This is a genomic window from Plantibacter sp. CFBP 8775, assembly GCF_014839505.1.
Taxonomy (GTDB): Bacteria; Actinomycetota; Actinomycetes; order Actinomycetales; family Microbacteriaceae; genus Plantibacter; species Plantibacter auratus.
The window spans coordinates 278,911-296,060 of the sequence record NZ_JACYNV010000002.1; the positions used below are offsets into that span (position 1 = coordinate 278,911).

Genomic DNA, 17,150 nt, shown 5'->3' on the forward strand with positions numbered 1-17,150 from the left:
CCGATGAGCTGGTGGGACGACGGCGTCGACGACGACGAGCCGGAACTCGACGAGTCGAGCATCAGGATGCGGCCGAACCCGAAGGCGAACCGCCCACGGACGAAGACGCGGCCCGAGCACCTCGATGCACTGACCGCACGCGTCCTCGCGGTCGACCGCGGTCGCTACACCGTGCTCCTCGACGAAGGCACGCCCGAGGAGCGCGTCCTGACGTCGACCCGCGCTCGTGAACTCCGTAAGCAGGCCATCGTGACCGGCGACCGGGTCGACGTCGTCGGCGACACCTCGGGTGCCGAGGGCACGCTGTCGCGCATCGTGCGGATCGTGCCGCGCACGACGCTGCTTCGCCGCAGTGGCGACGACACCGACGCCATGGAGCGCGTCGTGGTCGCCAACGCCGACCAGATGCTCATCGTCGTCGCCGCCGCGAACCCCGAGCCTCGGGCCCGACTCGTCGACCGCTACCTCGTCGCCGCCTACGACGCGGGGATCACCCCGATCCTCTGCATCACGAAGACGGACCTCCAGGACCCCGACGAGTTCCTCGCGAACTTCGCCGGGCTCGGCCTGCGCGTGTTCCGCAGCCGGGAGGACGACGTCCCGCTCACCGAGATCACCGAGGCCCTCATCGGCCACGACACGGTCTTCGTCGGCCACTCGGGCGTCGGCAAGTCCACCCTGGTCAACGCCCTCGTCCCGACCGCTGAGCGCGCCACAGGGCATGTGAACGTCGTCACCGGGCGTGGGCGCCACACCTCCTCCTCGACCGTCTCGCTGCGCATCGAGGCGCCCGCAGGGTCCGGGTGGGTCATCGACACCCCGGGCGTCCGCTCGTTCGGTCTCGGACACGTCGACACCGCCAACATCCTGAAGTCGTTCACCGACCTCGCGGAGATCGCCCTCGAGTGCCCGCGTGGCTGCACCCATCTGCCCGACGCGCCCGACTGCGCGATCATCGAGGCCGTCGCCGAGGGACGACTCGGGGAGAACGGCCCGGCACGCCTCGACTCGCTCCAGCGGCTGCTGGGGACCTTCGCGACGATCAAAGCCGACCAGTACTCCTGACTAGGCTTGGGGTATGCCTGAAGCACTCCGTCTCTCCGCCGGCGACCCGGCCCCCGCGTTCACCCTCACCGACCAGGACGGCACCAGCGTGTCCCTGTCCGACTTCGCCGGACGACGGGTGATCCTCTACTTCTACCCCGCCGCGATGACGCCCGGCTGCACCACCCAGGCGTGCGACTTCCGCGACAACCTCGCATCGCTCGGCGGTGCCGGGTACGTGGTGCTCGGCGTCTCGAAGGACTCCGTCGAGAAGCTCAAGGCCTTCCAGGAGGAGGACGGGCTCACGTTCCCGCTCCTCAGCGACCCGGAGCTGACGGTCCACCATGCGTACGGAGCCTACGGTGAGAAGAACTCGTACGGACGTATCGTCACGGGGGTCCTCCGCTCGACGTTCGTCATCGACGAGACGGGCACCCTCACCCTCGCCCGGTACAACGTCAAGGCCACCGGCCATGTGAAGAGCCTCCGCAAGGCCCTCGGCCTCGACGCCTGACGCGTCGCTGCTGGACCATCACGACCGACCCGTCGCGCTCAGATCTCGCGTCGGGTCACGGCGGCGACCGCGGGCGTGAACAGGAGCCCGAGGACGGCCAGCGACGGCAGCAGCAGGAACCACCCGATCGCGGGTTGCGCGAAGACCCCCTGGAACGCGCCGACGGCGACGGCGATCTGCACGAGCTGCCAGGTGACCGCTCCCCCGCGGATCCAGCTCCGTCCGCGGATCGCGCCGAGGGCGAGCGCCGTGACGAACGCCGTGGCGATGAGCAGGATCACGAAGATCGCCAGTGCGCTCGTGAACGAGGCCGGCGTCGCCGCGACCAGCTCGAAGAGGAACCAGGCCGAGAGCCCGATCATGAGCAACGCCTCGGCGACGAGCAGGACGATGAAGGCCAGCACCGCGGGCTCACGACGCCTCCCCGGGTTCGGAGCGGAGGCGGCGTTTCGATCGGTACTCACAGGGTTCACCCAAACTTGACTATTGATTTGCTCTTACCGATATGAAACCATGTTTGAGGCCGACATGAGGTCCACGAGGGTGTGGACAGATCCCGATTCCCGGACGATCATCCCCCTCGCATTTCGGCTTTCGCTTCCCGAGACCCCTCACTCGGTTGAAGAAATCTCACCATGCAATAAAAGGAGCTCCCCTATGGATTGGCGCGATAAAGCTGCCTGCCTGACCGTCGACCCGGAATTGTTCTTCCCGGTCGGGAACACCGGTCCGGCGGTCGATCAGATCGACAAGGCGAAGGCCGTGTGCGCCACCTGCAGTGTCACGGAGCTCTGCCTCCAGTACGCGCTCGAGACCGGCCAGGACTCCGGCGTGTGGGGCGGCCTCAGCGAAGACGAGCGTCGCGCCCTCAAGCGTCGCGCTGCTCGCGCTCGCCGCGCCTCCTAATCGCAGACGAGAACCCCGGGTGCCGAACGGCCCCGGGGTTCTCGCATGTCTGCGGCCGTTCGTGACGGACCAGGACCTCAGCTCTTGGCGACCCAGCGCATCGGGATCGCGATCGTGACCTCGGTTCCGCTCCCCATGAGCGTGTGCCAGTCGATGGTCCCGCCCAGTTCACCCTGGATGAGCGTCCGCACGATCTGGGTGCCGAGACCGGACCCGACCTTCCCCTCCGGGAGCCCCACGCCGTTGTCGCGGACCTGCACGCTCAGCAGCTCGTCCGTGCGATCGGCCGTGATCTCCACGTCGCCGTCGCGCCCGTTGAGTCCGTGCTCCACCGCATTGGTCACGAGTTCGGTGAGCGCGAGGGCGAGTGGCGTCGCGTACTCGCTCGGGAGCACGCCGAACGAGCCGGAGGACTTCGGGCGGACCGTCGTGTTGTGCGAGCTCGCCACTTCGGCGATGAGCAGGAGCACGCGCTCGAAGACCTCGTCGAAGTCGACGTTCTGATTGAGCCCCTCGGACAGCGTGTCGTGCACGACCGCGATGGCGGCCACGCGCCGCATGGCCTGCGTGAGGGCGTCGTGGGCGTCCTCCGAGTGCGTCCGCCTGGCCTGGATCCGCAGGAGCGATGCGACGGTCTGGAGGTTGTTCTTCACCCGGTGGTGGATCTCGCGGATCGTCGCGTCCTTGGTGATGAGTTCCTGCTCCTGGTGACGCAGTTCGCTGACGTCGCGGCAGAGCACGATCGCGCCGACCCGCTCGCCGCGGCTCCGCAACGGGATCGCCCGGAGGGAGACCGTCACGCCCTTGTCCTCGATGTCGGTCCGCCACGGCGCCCGACCGGTGACGACGAGTGGCAGGGACTCGTCGACGGTGACGGTCCCCGTCCCGGAGAGCAGATGGGTCGTGACGTCCGCGAGCGACTCGCCCTCGAGTTCCTCGGCGAATCCGATCCGGTTGAAGGCCGAGAGCGCGTTGGGGCTCGCGAAGGTGACGGTGCCGTCGACATCGAGACGGATCAGGCCGTCGCTCGCGCGCGGCGCGCCCCGGCGCGGTCCGGTCGGCGCTCCGAGATCCGGGAAGTCGCCGACCGCGATCATCTCGAACAGGTCGCTCGCGCAGTCGTTGAACGTGAGTTCCTGGCGGCTGGGCGTCCGAGCCTCACCGAGATTGGTGTGGCGGGTGATGACCGCGATCGGTCCGTCGGCATTGGTCGTCTCGGTCGGAGATATCCGCCGGGCGACGGGTACGGCACGAACCCTGGTCGGGGTCTCCTCGTACCAGTCCGGTGCGGACGACTCGATGATCCGTCCACTCTCGAAACAGTCGGTGACCTGCTTGCGCCATTCCTGCTTGATGGATTGCCCGACGAAGTCGCGATAGAAGAGTGTCGCGGCACTCGACGGACGCGAATGCGCGACCGCTATGAAACTGCCGGAATCGGTCGGTACCCAGATGACGATATCGGCGAACGCCAGATCCGCGAGGAGTTGGCTGTCCGCGAGCAGCATGTGCAGCCACTCCACGTCGGCCGCACTGGAGCGGCCCTGGGCGAGAACGAGATCACTGAGCGTCGACACGATTCCAGTCTAGGCTCGGCCGGCCGACACCGAGTGCGCCGAGCCTGCCCTGACGACCACTGGTCAGGCAGGCGTGGAACGGCGACGGCGCTCAGCGGCGCGTGGGGGGCCGCTGAGCGCCGTCGCCGGACGTGATGTCAGTTGGCTGCGCGGTAGGCGTCCTGGACCGCCTGAGGGATGCGTCCGCGCGACGACACGGCGTGCCCGTTCTTCGCGGCCCACTCGCGGATCGCGGCGAGGTTCTCGGCGCTGTTACGGGTGCTGGTGCTCGAGGTGCGGCGCCCACGCTTGACCGGGCGTCCGGCTCCGATATAAGGCTTCAGCGACTCGCGGAGGTTCTTCGCATTGTCTGCCCCGAGATCGATCTCGTATTCGGTTCCGTCGATCGCGAACCGGACGGTCTCTCCTGCACCGGAAGCGAGTTCGCTGCCGTCGAGATCGTCGATGTATGTGGTGATGACTTTCTGAGCCATGGGGGGTCCTCCTGAAGATATCCGTGGTGGGTCCGACGGTTATCCGATCATATCGAACACCATCAAGCGAATTTGAATACCGACACGATACCGAAGTAATTCATCACCCAACGGATAGCGATGCTTCGGAGAAGAATGCAGATGCATATATCGGCGAGCCAATGCATATTCGGTTGATCACCCAATTGTATTGAGTGAATCTGTCGAGACTATTCCGCTCGGCGTGACCGACTCCGCGCACGACGCCCGCGTGCTCCACCCGCCGAGCGCCGCGAGCGGTCGCGCACCGGCGCCGGCTCCTGGTCGAGGAGGGTGGACACGAACCGCCGCAACGCGACGGGCAGCGCCCCGCGCGGGGCCTGGTCGCGGAAGCTCCTCCCCGCGATCACCGCGGCGTCCACCACCCGCTGGTCCTCCGGCAGGAGCGCGGCCGCCTCGATCCCGCCGAAGCGGGAGAGCGTGGACGCCAATTGACCGGCCGGGCCGGTACCGAGCGCGACGCCACGCAGCCGGTTCACCACCACCGAGATGCGCGACGGGTCGACGAGTTCGACGAGTTCCGCGTGGCCGCGGAGCAGCCTCGTGACCCCGACCGGGTCTGCCGCACCGACCTCGACCACCCGGTCTGCGGACCCGAGGACGGCGAACGCCGCGCCGTTCCGTCTGGGCGCGAACAGGTCGCTCGAGATCTCCTCGTCCGCCTCCAGGCAGAACGCCGTGTCGATCACGATGTCGTCCATCCACGCCCGGCACCGTTCGATGGTCGTCGCGACGCGTTCCGTCGACAGTTCCGTCCAGCGTGCCGCGCGCGAGATGCCGGTCAGGACCCGGAACGCGCCGGACGGCGACGGATGGACGACCGCGATCCGCTCGAGCTGCTCGATGTCGAGCGCCCCACTTCCGGCCAGTCGGCAGGCCGCGGCGAACCCGGGTGCCTCGTCGAGGAGGCCGAGCATGGCCGCGACGGATGACCCGTAGGTGTCCGCATCGATGAGGACGACCCGGCGGCCGCGCGCAGCGAGCTCACTGGCGATGCCTGCGGCGACGGTGGTCGTGCCGGGCGACCCGGCCGCACCCCACACGGCGATGACCCGCCCTGCGGCCTGGGCGACCGGACGAGGGCTGTCGCCGCCGAGGTCGAGCGGCGCGATGCTCCGATCGAGCTCCTCGGGATCGACCGGCAGGAGGACGATGTCGACGAGACCGAGCCCAGCCGCATGGCGCCGTTCGGACTCGCCGGACGCGAGCGCCACGACCCTCGTGCCCACGCGGTCCGCGAGGTCGATGAGTTCGGCGCGCAGGCGGTCGGCCCCGGGTGACACGAGCAGCACGTCGACGGGCGTGCCGGCGCCGACGCGCTCCTCGAGTTCGGCGCCGTCGTGACAGCGCCAGGCGACGCGGTGTCCGAGGTCGAGCATCGTCGCGAGGATCTCACCCTCGACCCGTGGATCGAGGGCGAGTCCGACGCGCAGCATCAGCGTTCGCCGGGCTCGGTGGGGACCACGGACAGCAGGTGCGCCGCCGCCGTCGCCGAGAGCACCGTCGCGACGGCGGAGCGCGGGACCGCGAGCTCGAGGGCGACCGAACCACGGCCCGACAGGAGCCCTTCGTCCTCGCCGACCCGGACGACGGTCGCGGCCGAGACCAGCACCTCCGGGACACCGTACCCGTCGCCGTCCGGCGCGGCCGCCCAGAGGTCGACGACGGTCCCCGGCACGATGTCGGCGCCGAGCCGTCCGGCCGGTTCGACGACGAGCGTGGTCACGCCGACGGCGCTCGCCTCGCCGAGCGCGTCGAGCGGCACGAGCTCCCCCGCTGCGATCGTCCGCGTGACGACGATCCCCGGCGGCGGTGCCGCTCCAGCTCCGAGGTACCCGCCCTCGACCGACCCCAGACGTGCGTCGATCACCTGGAGTGAGGAGCGGTCGAGCCGTGTTCCGGGCGTCAGCGTCTCGGACGCCGCATACACCGGGGTCGTCCGACTCGAGGTCGTGACGAGCCACCACACTCCCAGGATCGACGCGACCACCAGCATGAGGCCCACCAGGAAGCGTGGGTCCACCCAGATGCGCGACCGGGACACCTGCCGTCCGCCGACACCATGACGCAGTCCGGCGAGACGGTCGGTCATGCGCTCCCCGCCGTCGATTCGCGCTCCTCCCGACTCCGATCCGTGTCCCCGCTCGATTCCCCGCACCGTCTCCTCCTTCATGGGCACCCCGTGCGCCGCCTCCGGTCCCATGCTGCCCGGGCTCCGGACATCGCGCCGAAGTTATCCACAGCCCGGCGGACGCCGCCCGCGCGAGAGGATAATCGAGGAATGGAATCGCAGCGCGATGCGGCCCCGCTCGGTCGCTTCCTCACCGTCGCCGATACGGCCGAGGTCTTGAACGTCTCGGCCCAGCACGTGGCCGAGCTCATCTCGAGCGGTGAGCTGCCCGCCATCCGGATCGGGCGCAGCGGACCGTGGCGCATCGAGTTCCCGGCACTCGAAGCCTTCATCAGCGGTCAGTACGAGGAGGCACGTCGTGCAGGCCTCTGGCACCAGGCCCAGCTCACCGAACTCGCCGAGTTCACCGGCGCCCCGATGCTCCGGCCCGTGCCGCCCCTCGGCTGAGCCCCGGTTCCGGCAAGCGTCCGACGCGCCGCCTCAGGCGGCACGCTCGACGACGACGACCTCAGCGAGCACGATGACGCGGATCTGCTCGATGCTCCGGCTGCGGCGCGGCGACCCTGGCTCGTGGACGGCCAGATCCAGATGGTCGCGGCCCACCCGGTCGACCGTGCCCGTCCAGCTCCCCGTCCGGGTCCGCACGATCACTGCTGCACGGCGTCGGCACAGATCACGGAGCAGGAACGAGACGGTGAGGCGGTCGAGCAGTCGCGGTTCGCGGACCGCGACGTCGTCGAGACTCCAATCGATCTGGGTCTGCGTCATGGCGACCGCCGCGATGGCATCGAGCGGGACGACGACCTCCCGGCCGCCCGGGGTACCGGATTCGGCCTGGATCCAGTCCTTCCCGATGCTCCGGACCCGCAGCCGCCAGGTCGTCCCGTCGACGAGTTCGACGACGAGCGGTCCTGGTGCGTCGGCGTCGCCGCAGAGGGCGACCAGCCGCTCGCGGAGCGTGAGACGCCCGCGCCGAAGCCGCTCGGCCTCGATGCGGAGGGCGTCGTCGTCGACGGCGAGCTCGTCGTCGAGCTGACCGGCGAGATCGTCGAACAGGCTGTCCCAACGCATACGCCGACGGTAGTGCGCAGAGGGCGGCGACGTCCTGCGTTCTCCACAGACCCCTGGTCCTGGACACCAGGGAACTGACATGATGAGTGTGACATGTCAGATTCTGGTCGCCCGACTCGTGGCGGCCGCTCACCCCTCGGAGGCCCCATGAGCACCGTTGCCCGGCACGACGACGACGAGCCCGAAGCACGCACGGCTCGCCTCCGGCCGGCGCCTCCGCTCCCCGAGCGACGCACGCCGGAGGTGCGGGCGGCAGCGCGCACCGGTGCGGACGACTACTTCGCGCCCCAACCGGCGCCCCGAGCCGAACTCCCTGATCCGCGACCGCTGCTCGAGAACCTCACACGGAGCGTGATCGAGGTGATCGCGGGAGCCCGGGACCTCACGCAGCTCGCGCGGTGGATCACCGCCGACGTGCACACCGTCCTGCTGAAGCGCGTGATCCTCGCCGAACGGGCACGACGCGTCCGCGGCGTCCCGGGCACCGTGCCGGCCGTCTCCATCGGCACCGTGACCGTCTCCGAGCCACGCGACGGCGTCGTCGAGTCCGTGGTCATCGTCCACGGACGAGCACGGTCCCGAGCCGTGGCCATCCGGCTGGAGGGCTTGGACGGCCGCTGGCGGGCGACCTCGGTGAGCGTGCTCTGACCGCCGCTGCACATCCGCCCGCAACCGACAGACGGGAGCCCTCCGGACCGATGTCACCATGGTCCGGAGGGCTCCCGTTCGTGCCGGCGTGGGCCTACTTCTTCTTGCCCTGCTTGCGACGGTCCGAACGGTTGCTCGGAGCAGCCGCAGGCGCCTCGGACTGCTGACCGAAGGCCCCACGCGACGCCTTCGCGGCCGGGGCGGCCTTCGTCGCCGGAGCCGCATCGCCGGCGGGACGGTTCGTCTGCTGGAGCCGCTGTGCGCGTTCGGTGGCCGCCTTCTCGATCTGCCCGCGCTGGTTGCGGACCTCGACCCCACCCTGCTCACTCGGAGCGGAGTAACTGAGCTTCTCGGTGTCGGGGGTCTCCTGCGTCAGGCCCTTGGCCGTGATCGCCGGTGCAGCGGTGCCCGCATCGACCTCGCCGGCGACCTCGACCTCGAGGTTGAAGAGGAAGCCGACGCTCTCCTCGCGGATCTGCCCCATCATCTGCTGGAACATCGCGTAGCCCTCGCGCTGGTACTCGACCAGCGGGTCGCGCTGCGCCATGGCCCGCAGACCGATGCCGTCCTTCAGGTAGTCCATCTCGTACAGGTGGTCGCGCCAGCGGCGGTCGATCACCTGGAGGACGACGCGGCGCTCGAGTTCGCGCATCGCCGGGGCACCGAGCGACTCCTCGCGGTTGGTGTACGCGAGCTTGGCATCGGAGAGGATCTCGCGCCGCATGAAGTCGCGGTTGATCCGCCCCTTCGTCCCCGCCTCCTGGACGACCTCGTCGATCGTCAGGCCGACGGGGTAGAGCGTCTTCAGTTCGACCCAGAGTGCGTCGAAGTCCCAGTCGTCGCCGTTGCCCTCGCCGGTGTGCTCGTCGAGGACGTCGTCGACGACGCTCTCCAGGAACTGCTGTGCGCGATCGTGGAGGTCGTCGCCCTCGAGGATGTGGCGGCGGTCGGAGTAGATCGCCTCGCGCTGCCGGTTGAGGACGTCGTCGTACTTGAGCACGTTCTTGCGGATCTCCGCGTTCCGCGCCTCGACCTGCGACTGGGCGCTGCGGATCGCGCGGCTGACGATCTTCGACTCGATCGCGAGGTCGTCCGGCACGTTCTGGCGCCCCATGAGGCTCTCCGCGGCTCCGGCGTTGAAGAGGCGCATGAGGTCGTCGGTGAGGGACAGGTAGAACCGGCTCTCGCCGGGGTCACCCTGACGGCCGGAGCGACCGCGCAGCTGGTTGTCGATGCGGCGCGACTCGTGGCGCTCGGTACCGAGGACGTAGAGTCCGCCGGCGTCGATGACCTTGTCGGCCTCCTCCTTGACCGCGGCCTTCACCTCGGTGAAGACCTCGTCCCACGCGGCCTCGTACTCCTCGGGGGTGTCGATCGGGCTGAGACCCTTGGCGTTCATCTCCGCGACGGCGAGGAACTCGGCGTTGCCGCCGAGCATGATGTCGGTTCCACGACCGGCCATGTTGGTGGCGACGGTGACCGAGCCGAGTCGACCGGCCTGGGCGATGATCGCGGCCTCACGCGCGTGGTTCTTCGCGTTGAGGACCTCGTGCTTGACGCCCTTCTTGGCGAGGAGCCTCGACAGGTACTCGCTCTTCTCGACGCTCGTCGTGCCGACGAGGACCGGCTGGCCCTGCTCGTGGCGCTCGACGATGTCCTCGACGACCTGCGCGAACTTCGCCTCCTCGTTCTTGTACACGAGGTCCGACTGGTCGATGCGCTGCATCGGGCGGTTGGTCGGGATCGGGACGACGCCGAGCTTGTACGTCGACATGAACTCCGCCGCCTCGGTCTCAGCCGTACCGGTCATGCCGGACAGCTTCTCGTAGAGACGGAAGTAGTTCTGGAGCGTCACGGTCGCGAGGGTCTGGTTCTCGGCCTGGACGGCCACGCCCTCCTTGGCCTCGATCGCCTGGTGGATGCCCTCGTTGTAGCGACGTCCGACCAGGATGCGACCGGTGTGCTCGTCGACGATGAGCACCTCGCCGTTCATCACGACGTAGTCCTTGTCCTTCTTGAAGAGCGCGCGGGCCTTGATCGCGTTGTTCAGGAAGGAGATGAGCGGGGTGTTGGCGGACTCGTAGAGGTTGTCGATGCCGAGGTAGTCCTCGACCTTCTCGATGCCGGGCTCGAGCACGCCGACGGTGCGCTTCTTCTCGTCGACCTCGAAGTCCTCACCGGGCTCGAGTCGCACCGCGAGCCGGGCGAACTCCTGGAACCAGCGGTTCGCCTCGCCGGAGGCCTTCCCGGAGATGATGAGCGGGGTCCGTGCCTCGTCGATGAGGATGGAGTCGACCTCGTCGACCACGGCGAAGAAGTGACCGCGCTGGACCATGTCCTTGGCCTGCCACGCCATGTTGTCGCGGAGGTAGTCGAACCCGAACTGGTTGTTCGTGCCGTAGGTGATGTCGGCCGCATACTGCTCGCGGCGCTGCTCCGGCGTCTGACCCTCGACGATCACGCCGGTCGTCATGCCGAGCGCGCGGAAGACGCGCCCCATGATCTCCGACTGGTACGACGCGAGGTAGTCGTTCACCGTGACGATGTGCACGCCCTTGCCGGCGATGGCGTTGAGGTAGGCCGGGAGGGTCGCGACGAGCGTCTTGCCCTCACCGGTCTTCATCTCGGCGATGTTGCCGAGGTGCAGCGCGGCGCCACCCATGATCTGGACGTCGAAGTGGCGCATGCCGATCGTGCGGCGTGCAGCTTCGCGCACCGCGGCGAAGGCTTCGGGGAGGAGGTCGTCGAGGGTCTCGCCGTTCTCGAAGCGCTCGCGCAGCTCGACGGTCTCGCTCTTCAGCTCCTCGTCGCTCAACTCCGTGAAGTCGTCCTCGAGGGCATTGACCGCCTTCGTGAGGCTGGTCAGCTTCCGGAGGATGCGACCTTCGCCGACGCGAAGGATCTTCTCAAGTGGTGAGGCCACGAATTGCTCTCCATTACGTGTTCCTGATCTCCGTCCTGGTCGACTGACCGGGACGGACGGGGTGCACCAGAACGGGGCAGTCCTCTGAACATGTTAGCGGGGAGTCCCTTGAGTGGACGCTGTGTATCGAGGGGCGGACGGATGTCGACGGAGCGCCGCCGCAGCGCGGGCCGGACGGGTCACTAGGCTGGCGACACCTACGGCGTAGGTATTTCATGGAGGTTCGATGTCGGTCAAGCACGGTCTGCTCGCGATCCTCGCGCTCGGCGACGACTACGGGTACCGTCTGCGCGGTGAGTTCGACCGGCGGACGACACCCGACACACCGCTCAACGTCGGCCAGGCCTATGCGACCCTCGATCGTCTCGAGCGGGACAGGCTCGTCGAGCGGGCCGCCGTGGATGCGCAGGGGCATGTCTTCTACCGCATCACCGCCGACGGGCGCGACGTCCTCGAACGCTGGTGGGCGACACCCGTCGCGGCCAGCGCTTCGCGAGACGAACTCCCGAACAAGGTCGCCCTCGCGGCGTCACTCGACGGCGTCGACGTGTTCGGGGTCATCGCCGTCCAACGCGCGTGGGCGCTCGATCTCGTGCAGCAGCTCGACGAGGATCTGTCGACGCTCCCCCCGACGCCGCAGGGTGACATCGCGTGGATCGGGCTCGAAGCCAGACGGCGACGCTCCCTGGCCGAGCTCGACTGGCTCGAGGTGACCTCGGCACGCCTGCGGGTACACGACGCCGTCTTCGACGTCGCCACCGACATGCCACGACGCGGCCGCCCGGCGAACCGGGCGACCGCGTCGGTCGGGGTGCAGGACGCTAGTTCGAGCCGTCCTCGAGGCTGATCACGCCGTAGTCCCAGCCCTTGCGGCGGTACACGACGCTCGCCCGCTCCGACGAGGCGTCGATGAACAGGAAGAAGTCGTGGCCGACGAGTTCCATGCGGTCGACGGCGTCCTCGACGCTCATCCACTCCGCGGGGAACTCCTTCGTGCGGATGACGACGGGCGAGTACGCCTCCTGCTCCTCGTCCTCGTGGGTCAGCGTCGCGACGCTGCCGGTCGCAACCTGCTCGAGCAGCTCCGGCGCGGCAGGCGTGATGTCGACGCCGCTGAACCCCTCGCTGCTGGCGGCGTGCAGGGAGGTGCGGTGCTTGCCGCGGTGCTCCTTCTTGCGGTCCTTCGAGCGGCGGACGCGCTCGAGCATCCGCGCGATCGCGAGATCGAAGGCCACGTACTTGTCGGAGCCGGTCGACTCCGCACGGACCAATGGTCCGGGGCCGACGAGCGTCAGCTCGACGCGGTCCTCGCCCTTGCGTCCGTTGGCGTCGTGATGGCGGGACACCTTGATGTCGAGCGACTGCGCCTGCTCGACCAGATGGGCGACCTTCTCCGCCTTCTCGGTCGCGTACTCGCGGAACCGATCGGTGATGCCGAGTCCAAGTCCGACGATGTTGATATCCACGTTCGACCTCCTCATCCGGCTGACCACCCGGTCCCGGGCGGTCCTTTCACGCCGTTCTGCAACCGTAGTGCCCGAGCCTGCGGAAGTCATCAGCGGTGTTCAGGGAACGTTCATCTTCCGGCCTCGTGACCCGCCGTCCGTTCGCGGTCCGACCCTGGCGAGGGCCACGACGCCGACGACGAGGCCACCGCCGTCGTGCATCGCCCGGACCGCTTCCCCGACGGTGGCGCCCGTCGTGACGACGTCCTCCACGAGCAGGAAGCGGCGCCCGTCGAGCCGCCGTGGCGCGACCAGGGCATCGGCGAGGTTCTCGAGACGCTCCGCCCGGCCGAAGTCCCGCTGGTCGGCGGGCTCCCGCGCCCATCGCAGCGGGCGCGACGGTCTGGCGCCGAGCCGGCGCACGAGCTGCTCCACCGGGTGGAAGCCCCGATCGCGGGCGGCGCGTCGTCTGGCCGGGATCGTCGCGATCTCCGGCGAGACGCCGCCCATCGCCCGGCTCGCCTCGAGCACGGCGGACCGGAACGCCGGTTCGAGTGCGGCGGCCAGCGGTCGGACGAGGCCGGTCCGGGCATCCTCCTTGTAGGCGAGGAGGATGGCGCCGACGAACTCGTCGTAGCGACGGGCGGCGAGACCGGGGGTACCGTCCGCACCGTTCCACCGCACGAGGAGGGCGTCGTCGTCGGGGGCCGCCGGTCGGACCAGACGCCCGCGGCAGTCGTCGCACAGCCCGCGGTCCGGCGCACCGCATCCGGCGCACGTGACCGGGACCACGAGGGCCCATGCGTCCAGGCAGGCCTCGCGGGCATGAGCGAGGGGCGTGCTTCGACTCGACGAGGATCGCATCATCCGATGGTCGCGCCCACGCGGCGCGTCCGGTGGCGCATCGTCCGAGACGCAGACGGCTTCGGCACTCCGAACGCGCTGTGGAGCGCATTCACTCAGTCGGGCGACCCCAGCTGGGTCGCGATGAACCGGACGTCGCTGCCCGCCTCCTGCCAGCTCGACCCACGGGGCAACAGCAGCCGACCGTCACTCGTGAGGGCCCGCAGTTGCGTCGGTCCGTTGCCCCCGACCAGGTTCGTGACGTCCGCGAGCTTCGGTACGGGCGCGGAGCGGCCGCCGATCTGTTGCGTGACGATCGTCGTCCCGTCACCGCCGCCCAGCAGGACGGCGACGGTGATGTCGTCTACCCAGGTGACGGTCGTCGCCTCCGTGGACATGACGCGGAGCTCGACGGGATCGCCGAGTCGCAACGGCGCGTTCCGGTCACCGCGGATGATCGCGGCGGCCACGAGCCGCGACTGCGTCCCGTCCCGGAGCAGCGCGACGAGGCGAGTACCCTCCCGGGACACCTGGATCGAATCGATCGTGGACGCGCCGGTCCAACTCGTCGCGACCTGCACCGTGCCACCCGCGGCGTCGTGCGCGAGCAGCGCGGACGGCGCCGCCGCCGGCACGGTCCAGGTGAAGCCGAACGGGTCCATCGTCGGCGGAAGGAGTCCCGGGCGGTTGTCGACGAGCCGGATGTCGCCGTCGGCCTGGATCACCGTGACACCGGCGGCGGAACGGACCGCGGCCTGGTCATGGTCGGCGGACAACACGGCCGCGTCGGCCCCGGCCGCCACGACCGCCGTCGAGATCCCCGGCACGGCCTCGAGCCGGTTCCCCGAGGCGAAGCCGAACTCGTCCCCGCGCTGGACGAGTGCCCGGGGGTCGACCCGCGGTGCGGCGAGCGACAGCGGCGAGACCGTCTGCGTGGAATTGCCGACGACGGTGATCGCGACGTTCGAGACGGCGGCCACCCCGCCGACGCTGCCGGACAGCTGCACGAGGCTGCTGCTCAGCTGGAGCTGCATCCGCTGGAGGGTGACCGCGTCCGCTTGCAGGGCCGGTTTGGTCAGGTCCACGCGCGCGGTCCCGGCCTCGACCGGAACGGCGTCGCTCGTGAGCGAGGTCCCCTCGGGGAACGCCGTCGCCACCGCGCCCTTCAGCCACTCCGCCGGTCCGTCGAGCAGCGCCCCCACGATCCTCGTCGCGGTCGACGCCCGCGAGGGGAACCAACGTTGGTCGGGGACGAGTCGGGTGAAACTCGGGTCGAAGTAGCTCAGTGAGTAGGCCGCGAAGACGTCGGCGAAGGTCGATGACTCGAGGACGATGCCCGGCGGAGCGGCCGCGATCCGCCACTCCCCCCGCACCTGCTCGAAGGAGTAGGTCCAGCTCAGTGGCGACGAGTTCCCCGATTCGCGGTACTCACCCCGGTCGTCGACCGCCGCGACGGGGCTGACGGTGAGTTGCACCGTGTCGGCGACCGGGGCGAACGTGCGGCCGCCCTGGTCGATGGTCACTCCGGCGTCGGGATCCCAGTCGGACCGGAGCGCGGGTGCGAGGAACTCGCGCGCGATCTCGTAGTTGTTCTGCGGGCTCGCGGCGGCGTCGATGAAGCCCCGGAGGATCTGCTCCGGCGTCGCCCCCTCGGCGGGACCCGGCGCGATGAAGTTGACGTCGACGTCGCCGCCGTCCCCCTCGACCGTTCCGCCGTCCTGCACGGAACCGCCCCGCGGGATGCCCACGCAGGCGCTGAGCACCACCACGAGGAGCATCGGCAGCGCCGCCGCAGCGATCCGACGTACTGCGGATCGTCGTCTCGGCGATCGTGCGGGGACGTCAACCACGAGCATCCTCCTTGTCGTCGTCCGCCGATCGCACGGTCGGGAGTGAGCGGGTCGTCGGCGCGGTGAGCTCGTCGACGATGGACTCGATCGCATCGTCGGGCGGCAGGCTGATGGGCGAGCGGACGATCTCCGTCCCGGGTTCGCGTGGGATGGTGAGGCGGAAGGACGAGCCGGCGGCGGGCTCCGACCAGACCTCCAGCCACCCCTCGTGCAGGACCGCGTCCTCGAGGGATATCGCGAGTCCGAGCCCGGTGCCGCCGATGGTGCGCTTGCGGGACGGGTCCGCGCGCCAGAAGCGGTCGAACACGCGCTCGGTGGCCTCACGCGTCATGCCCTGGCCGTAGTCGCGTACCGCGATCGCGACCGAGGACTCGTTGCTGTCCACCGACACCACGATCGGTTTGCCCTCGCCGTGCTCGATGGCGTTGCCGACGAGGTTGCGCACGATCCGCCGGATGCGCCGCGGGTCCATCGGGACCGCCGAGTAGCCACCCGGTGCGACGATCCGGAGATCCGAACCGGTCGGCTCCGCGAGCGGGCGGAGCTCCTCCACGACCTCCTCCGCGAGATGGACGAGACTCGTCGGTTCCAGTTCGAGTTCGATGCTGCCGGCGTCGTAGCGGCTGATCTCCAGCAGGTCGGCCAGCAGGATCTCGAACCGCCCGACCTGGTCGTGGAGGAGCTCGGCCGTCCGCTCGGTGGCCGGTGGGAAGGAGTCGCGCTGGTCGTAGAGCACGTCGCCGGCCAGGCGGATGGTCGTCAGGGGCGTGCGCAGCTCGTGCGAGACGTCCGACACGAACCGCTGCTGCACGAGCGAGAGCTCCGCGAGTTCCTTGATCTGCTTCTGCATGCTGGCGGCCATCCCGTTGAAGGAGCGGGCGAGGATGGCGAGCTCGTCCTCGCCCTTCTCGGGCATCCGCACGTCCAGGTCGCCGCCGGCCAGACGTTGACTCGTCTCGGCTGCGAACCGGATCGGTGTCGCCACGAAGCGGACGATGAACCACGCGGCACCACCGACGAGGATCATGAGGCCGACGCCCGCGAGGAAGAGCGTCCGTTGGACGAAGCCGAGCGTCTGCTCCGAGTCGCTCAGGTCGAAGCCCAGATAGATCTCGTATGACCCCGCGGTCGGCATCGACACCATGGAACCGACGACGATGCCGGCGGTGGTCGAGCCGTCGGCGGATGTGAGGGTCACCGACTGCCACTGGAGGGTGTCCGGGTCGGCCCGGACCGCCTCACTGAGCGCGTCCGAGATGACACCCCCTCCCAGCCCCGGCGACTCGAAGCCCGGAGGCGTGACCTGGCTGGGGTCCTGCCCGGGAGCCCGGTAGGCGGCGATGAGGCTGCTGCCGGAGGTCGTCTGGAGATCGGTCCGCACGGTCCCCATGAGCTGCTGGAGGGCGACGCGCTCGCTGGCGTCCGACGCGTCGAGGATGCTCTGCGCGGACGCGATGGCACGACCGGAGCCGCCGAGCGCCTGCTGCAGTCGGGATTGGAAGAGATCGTTGCCGATGCTGAACGAGAGGTAGGCACCGGTCAGGAGGATGGCGAGTCCCGAGAGGCCGACCGTGATGGCGACCGTCCGGAACTGCAGCGAGCGCCGCCACTGCGAGCGCACCTGCTGCGGCCACCTCCGCCACAGCCGCCAGTCGGCCGCCCAGCCGGCGAGTCGGGAGGCCATGT

Annotated in this window: 17 protein-coding genes; 6 read left to right on the forward strand and 11 right to left on the reverse strand. The window is 69.4% G+C overall.

Features of this window, described 5'->3' with window-relative positions; all coding sequences use genetic code 11:
* The first annotated feature begins 3 nt into the window (after positions 1-3).
* Both rsgA and bcp read left to right on the forward strand, forming a co-directional pair.
* The gene (rsgA, locus tag IFR14_RS13890) at positions 4-1,065 is read left to right on the forward strand and encodes a ribosome small subunit-dependent GTPase A (RefSeq protein ID WP_191941438.1); all 1,062 of its coding nucleotides are present in this window, start codon (positions 4-6) and stop codon (positions 1,063-1,065) included.
* A 13-nt stretch (positions 1,066-1,078) separates the two neighbouring features.
* The gene (bcp, locus tag IFR14_RS13895) at positions 1,079-1,558 is read left to right on the forward strand and encodes a thioredoxin-dependent thiol peroxidase (protein ID WP_124769632.1); all 480 of its coding nucleotides are present in this window, start codon (positions 1,079-1,081) and stop codon (positions 1,556-1,558) included.
* Between the two features lie 38 nt (positions 1,559-1,596).
* Here bcp and IFR14_RS13900 read toward each other — a convergent pair whose 3' ends face one another.
* Complete coding sequence (locus tag IFR14_RS13900) at positions 1,597-2,022, reverse strand: hypothetical protein (protein WP_124769633.1); 426 nt, start codon at positions 2,020-2,022, stop codon at positions 1,597-1,599.
* A 193-nt stretch (positions 2,023-2,215) separates the two neighbouring features.
* Here IFR14_RS13900 and IFR14_RS13905 point away from each other — a divergent pair, with 193 nt between their 5' ends.
* Complete coding sequence (locus IFR14_RS13905; RefSeq protein ID WP_056012627.1) at positions 2,216-2,464, forward strand: WhiB family transcriptional regulator; 249 nt, start codon at positions 2,216-2,218, stop codon at positions 2,462-2,464.
* Between the two features lie 77 nt (positions 2,465-2,541).
* Here the strand turns inward: IFR14_RS13905 and IFR14_RS13910 are convergent, their stop codons facing one another.
* The 4 genes from IFR14_RS13910 to IFR14_RS13925 form a co-directional block, all read right to left on the reverse strand.
* Positions 2,542-4,041, reverse strand: coding sequence for a sensor histidine kinase (locus IFR14_RS13910; RefSeq protein ID WP_079002802.1), 1,500 nt, complete (start codon positions 4,039-4,041; stop codon positions 2,542-2,544).
* A 137-nt stretch (positions 4,042-4,178) separates the two neighbouring features.
* Positions 4,179-4,514, reverse strand: a complete 336-nt coding sequence (locus tag IFR14_RS13915; protein ID WP_085513359.1) for a histone-like nucleoid-structuring protein Lsr2 — start codon at positions 4,512-4,514, stop codon at positions 4,179-4,181.
* Between the two features lie 209 nt (positions 4,515-4,723).
* Positions 4,724-5,989: an AAA family ATPase gene (locus tag IFR14_RS13920; RefSeq protein WP_124769634.1), complete on the reverse strand. Its 1,266-nt coding sequence runs from the start codon at positions 5,987-5,989 to the stop codon at positions 4,724-4,726.
* Positions 5,989-6,645, reverse strand: a complete 657-nt coding sequence (locus IFR14_RS13925) for a hypothetical protein (RefSeq protein WP_139382579.1) — start codon at positions 6,643-6,645, stop codon at positions 5,989-5,991. Before IFR14_RS13925 ends, IFR14_RS13920 begins: the two co-directional genes overlap by 1 nt.
* A gap of 189 nt (positions 6,646-6,834) precedes the next feature.
* On the opposite strand from IFR14_RS13925, the gene IFR14_RS13930 reads away from it, so the two are divergent.
* Positions 6,835-7,131 (forward strand): helix-turn-helix domain-containing protein, encoded by a 297-nt coding sequence (locus IFR14_RS13930; protein ID WP_079707250.1) that lies wholly within the window; start codon positions 6,835-6,837, stop codon positions 7,129-7,131.
* Positions 7,132-7,164: 33 nt separating this feature from the next.
* Here IFR14_RS13930 and IFR14_RS13935 read toward each other — a convergent pair whose 3' ends face one another.
* On the reverse strand, positions 7,165-7,755 hold the full coding sequence (locus IFR14_RS13935) for a hypothetical protein (RefSeq protein ID WP_191941439.1): 591 nt from the start codon (positions 7,753-7,755) through the stop codon (positions 7,165-7,167).
* A 147-nt stretch (positions 7,756-7,902) separates the two neighbouring features.
* Here IFR14_RS13935 and IFR14_RS13940 point away from each other — a divergent pair, with 147 nt between their 5' ends.
* Positions 7,903-8,403, forward strand: coding sequence for an Rv3235 family protein (locus IFR14_RS13940; RefSeq protein ID WP_194718995.1), 501 nt, complete (start codon positions 7,903-7,905; stop codon positions 8,401-8,403).
* 94 nt (positions 8,404-8,497) lie between these two features.
* Here the strand turns inward: IFR14_RS13940 and secA are convergent, their stop codons facing one another.
* Positions 8,498-11,326, reverse strand: a complete 2,829-nt coding sequence (secA, locus tag IFR14_RS13945) for a preprotein translocase subunit SecA (RefSeq protein WP_191941440.1) — start codon at positions 11,324-11,326, stop codon at positions 8,498-8,500.
* Positions 11,327-11,552: 226 nt separating this feature from the next.
* Between secA and IFR14_RS13950 the strand changes: the two genes are divergently transcribed.
* Entirely contained in the window at positions 11,553-12,173 is a 621-nt protein-coding gene (locus IFR14_RS13950; protein WP_124769637.1) for a PadR family transcriptional regulator, read from the forward strand.
* On the opposite strand, the gene hpf is transcribed toward IFR14_RS13950, so the two are convergent.
* The 4 genes from hpf to mtrB form a co-directional block, all read right to left on the reverse strand.
* Positions 12,148-12,792 carry a ribosome hibernation-promoting factor, HPF/YfiA family gene (hpf, locus tag IFR14_RS13955; protein ID WP_064295235.1) on the reverse strand — a complete coding sequence of 215 codons (645 nt, stop codon included), beginning with the start codon at positions 12,790-12,792 and terminating at the stop codon, positions 12,148-12,150. The two genes, IFR14_RS13950 and hpf, sit on opposite strands and share 26 nt — an antisense overlap.
* A 99-nt stretch (positions 12,793-12,891) precedes the next feature.
* Positions 12,892-13,635 carry a ComF family protein gene (locus tag IFR14_RS13960; protein WP_191941441.1) on the reverse strand — a complete coding sequence of 248 codons (744 nt, stop codon included), beginning with the start codon at positions 13,633-13,635 and terminating at the stop codon, positions 12,892-12,894.
* Between the two features lie 95 nt (positions 13,636-13,730).
* The gene (locus tag IFR14_RS13965) at positions 13,731-15,464 is read right to left on the reverse strand and encodes an LpqB family beta-propeller domain-containing protein (RefSeq protein ID WP_159879333.1); all 1,734 of its coding nucleotides are present in this window, start codon (positions 15,462-15,464) and stop codon (positions 13,731-13,733) included.
* The gene (gene mtrB / locus IFR14_RS13970; RefSeq protein WP_124769640.1) at positions 15,457-17,148 is read right to left on the reverse strand and encodes an MtrAB system histidine kinase MtrB; all 1,692 of its coding nucleotides are present in this window, start codon (positions 17,146-17,148) and stop codon (positions 15,457-15,459) included. The genes IFR14_RS13965 and mtrB overlap by 8 nt, the downstream gene beginning before the upstream one ends.
* Positions 17,149-17,150 lie beyond the last annotated feature (2 nt).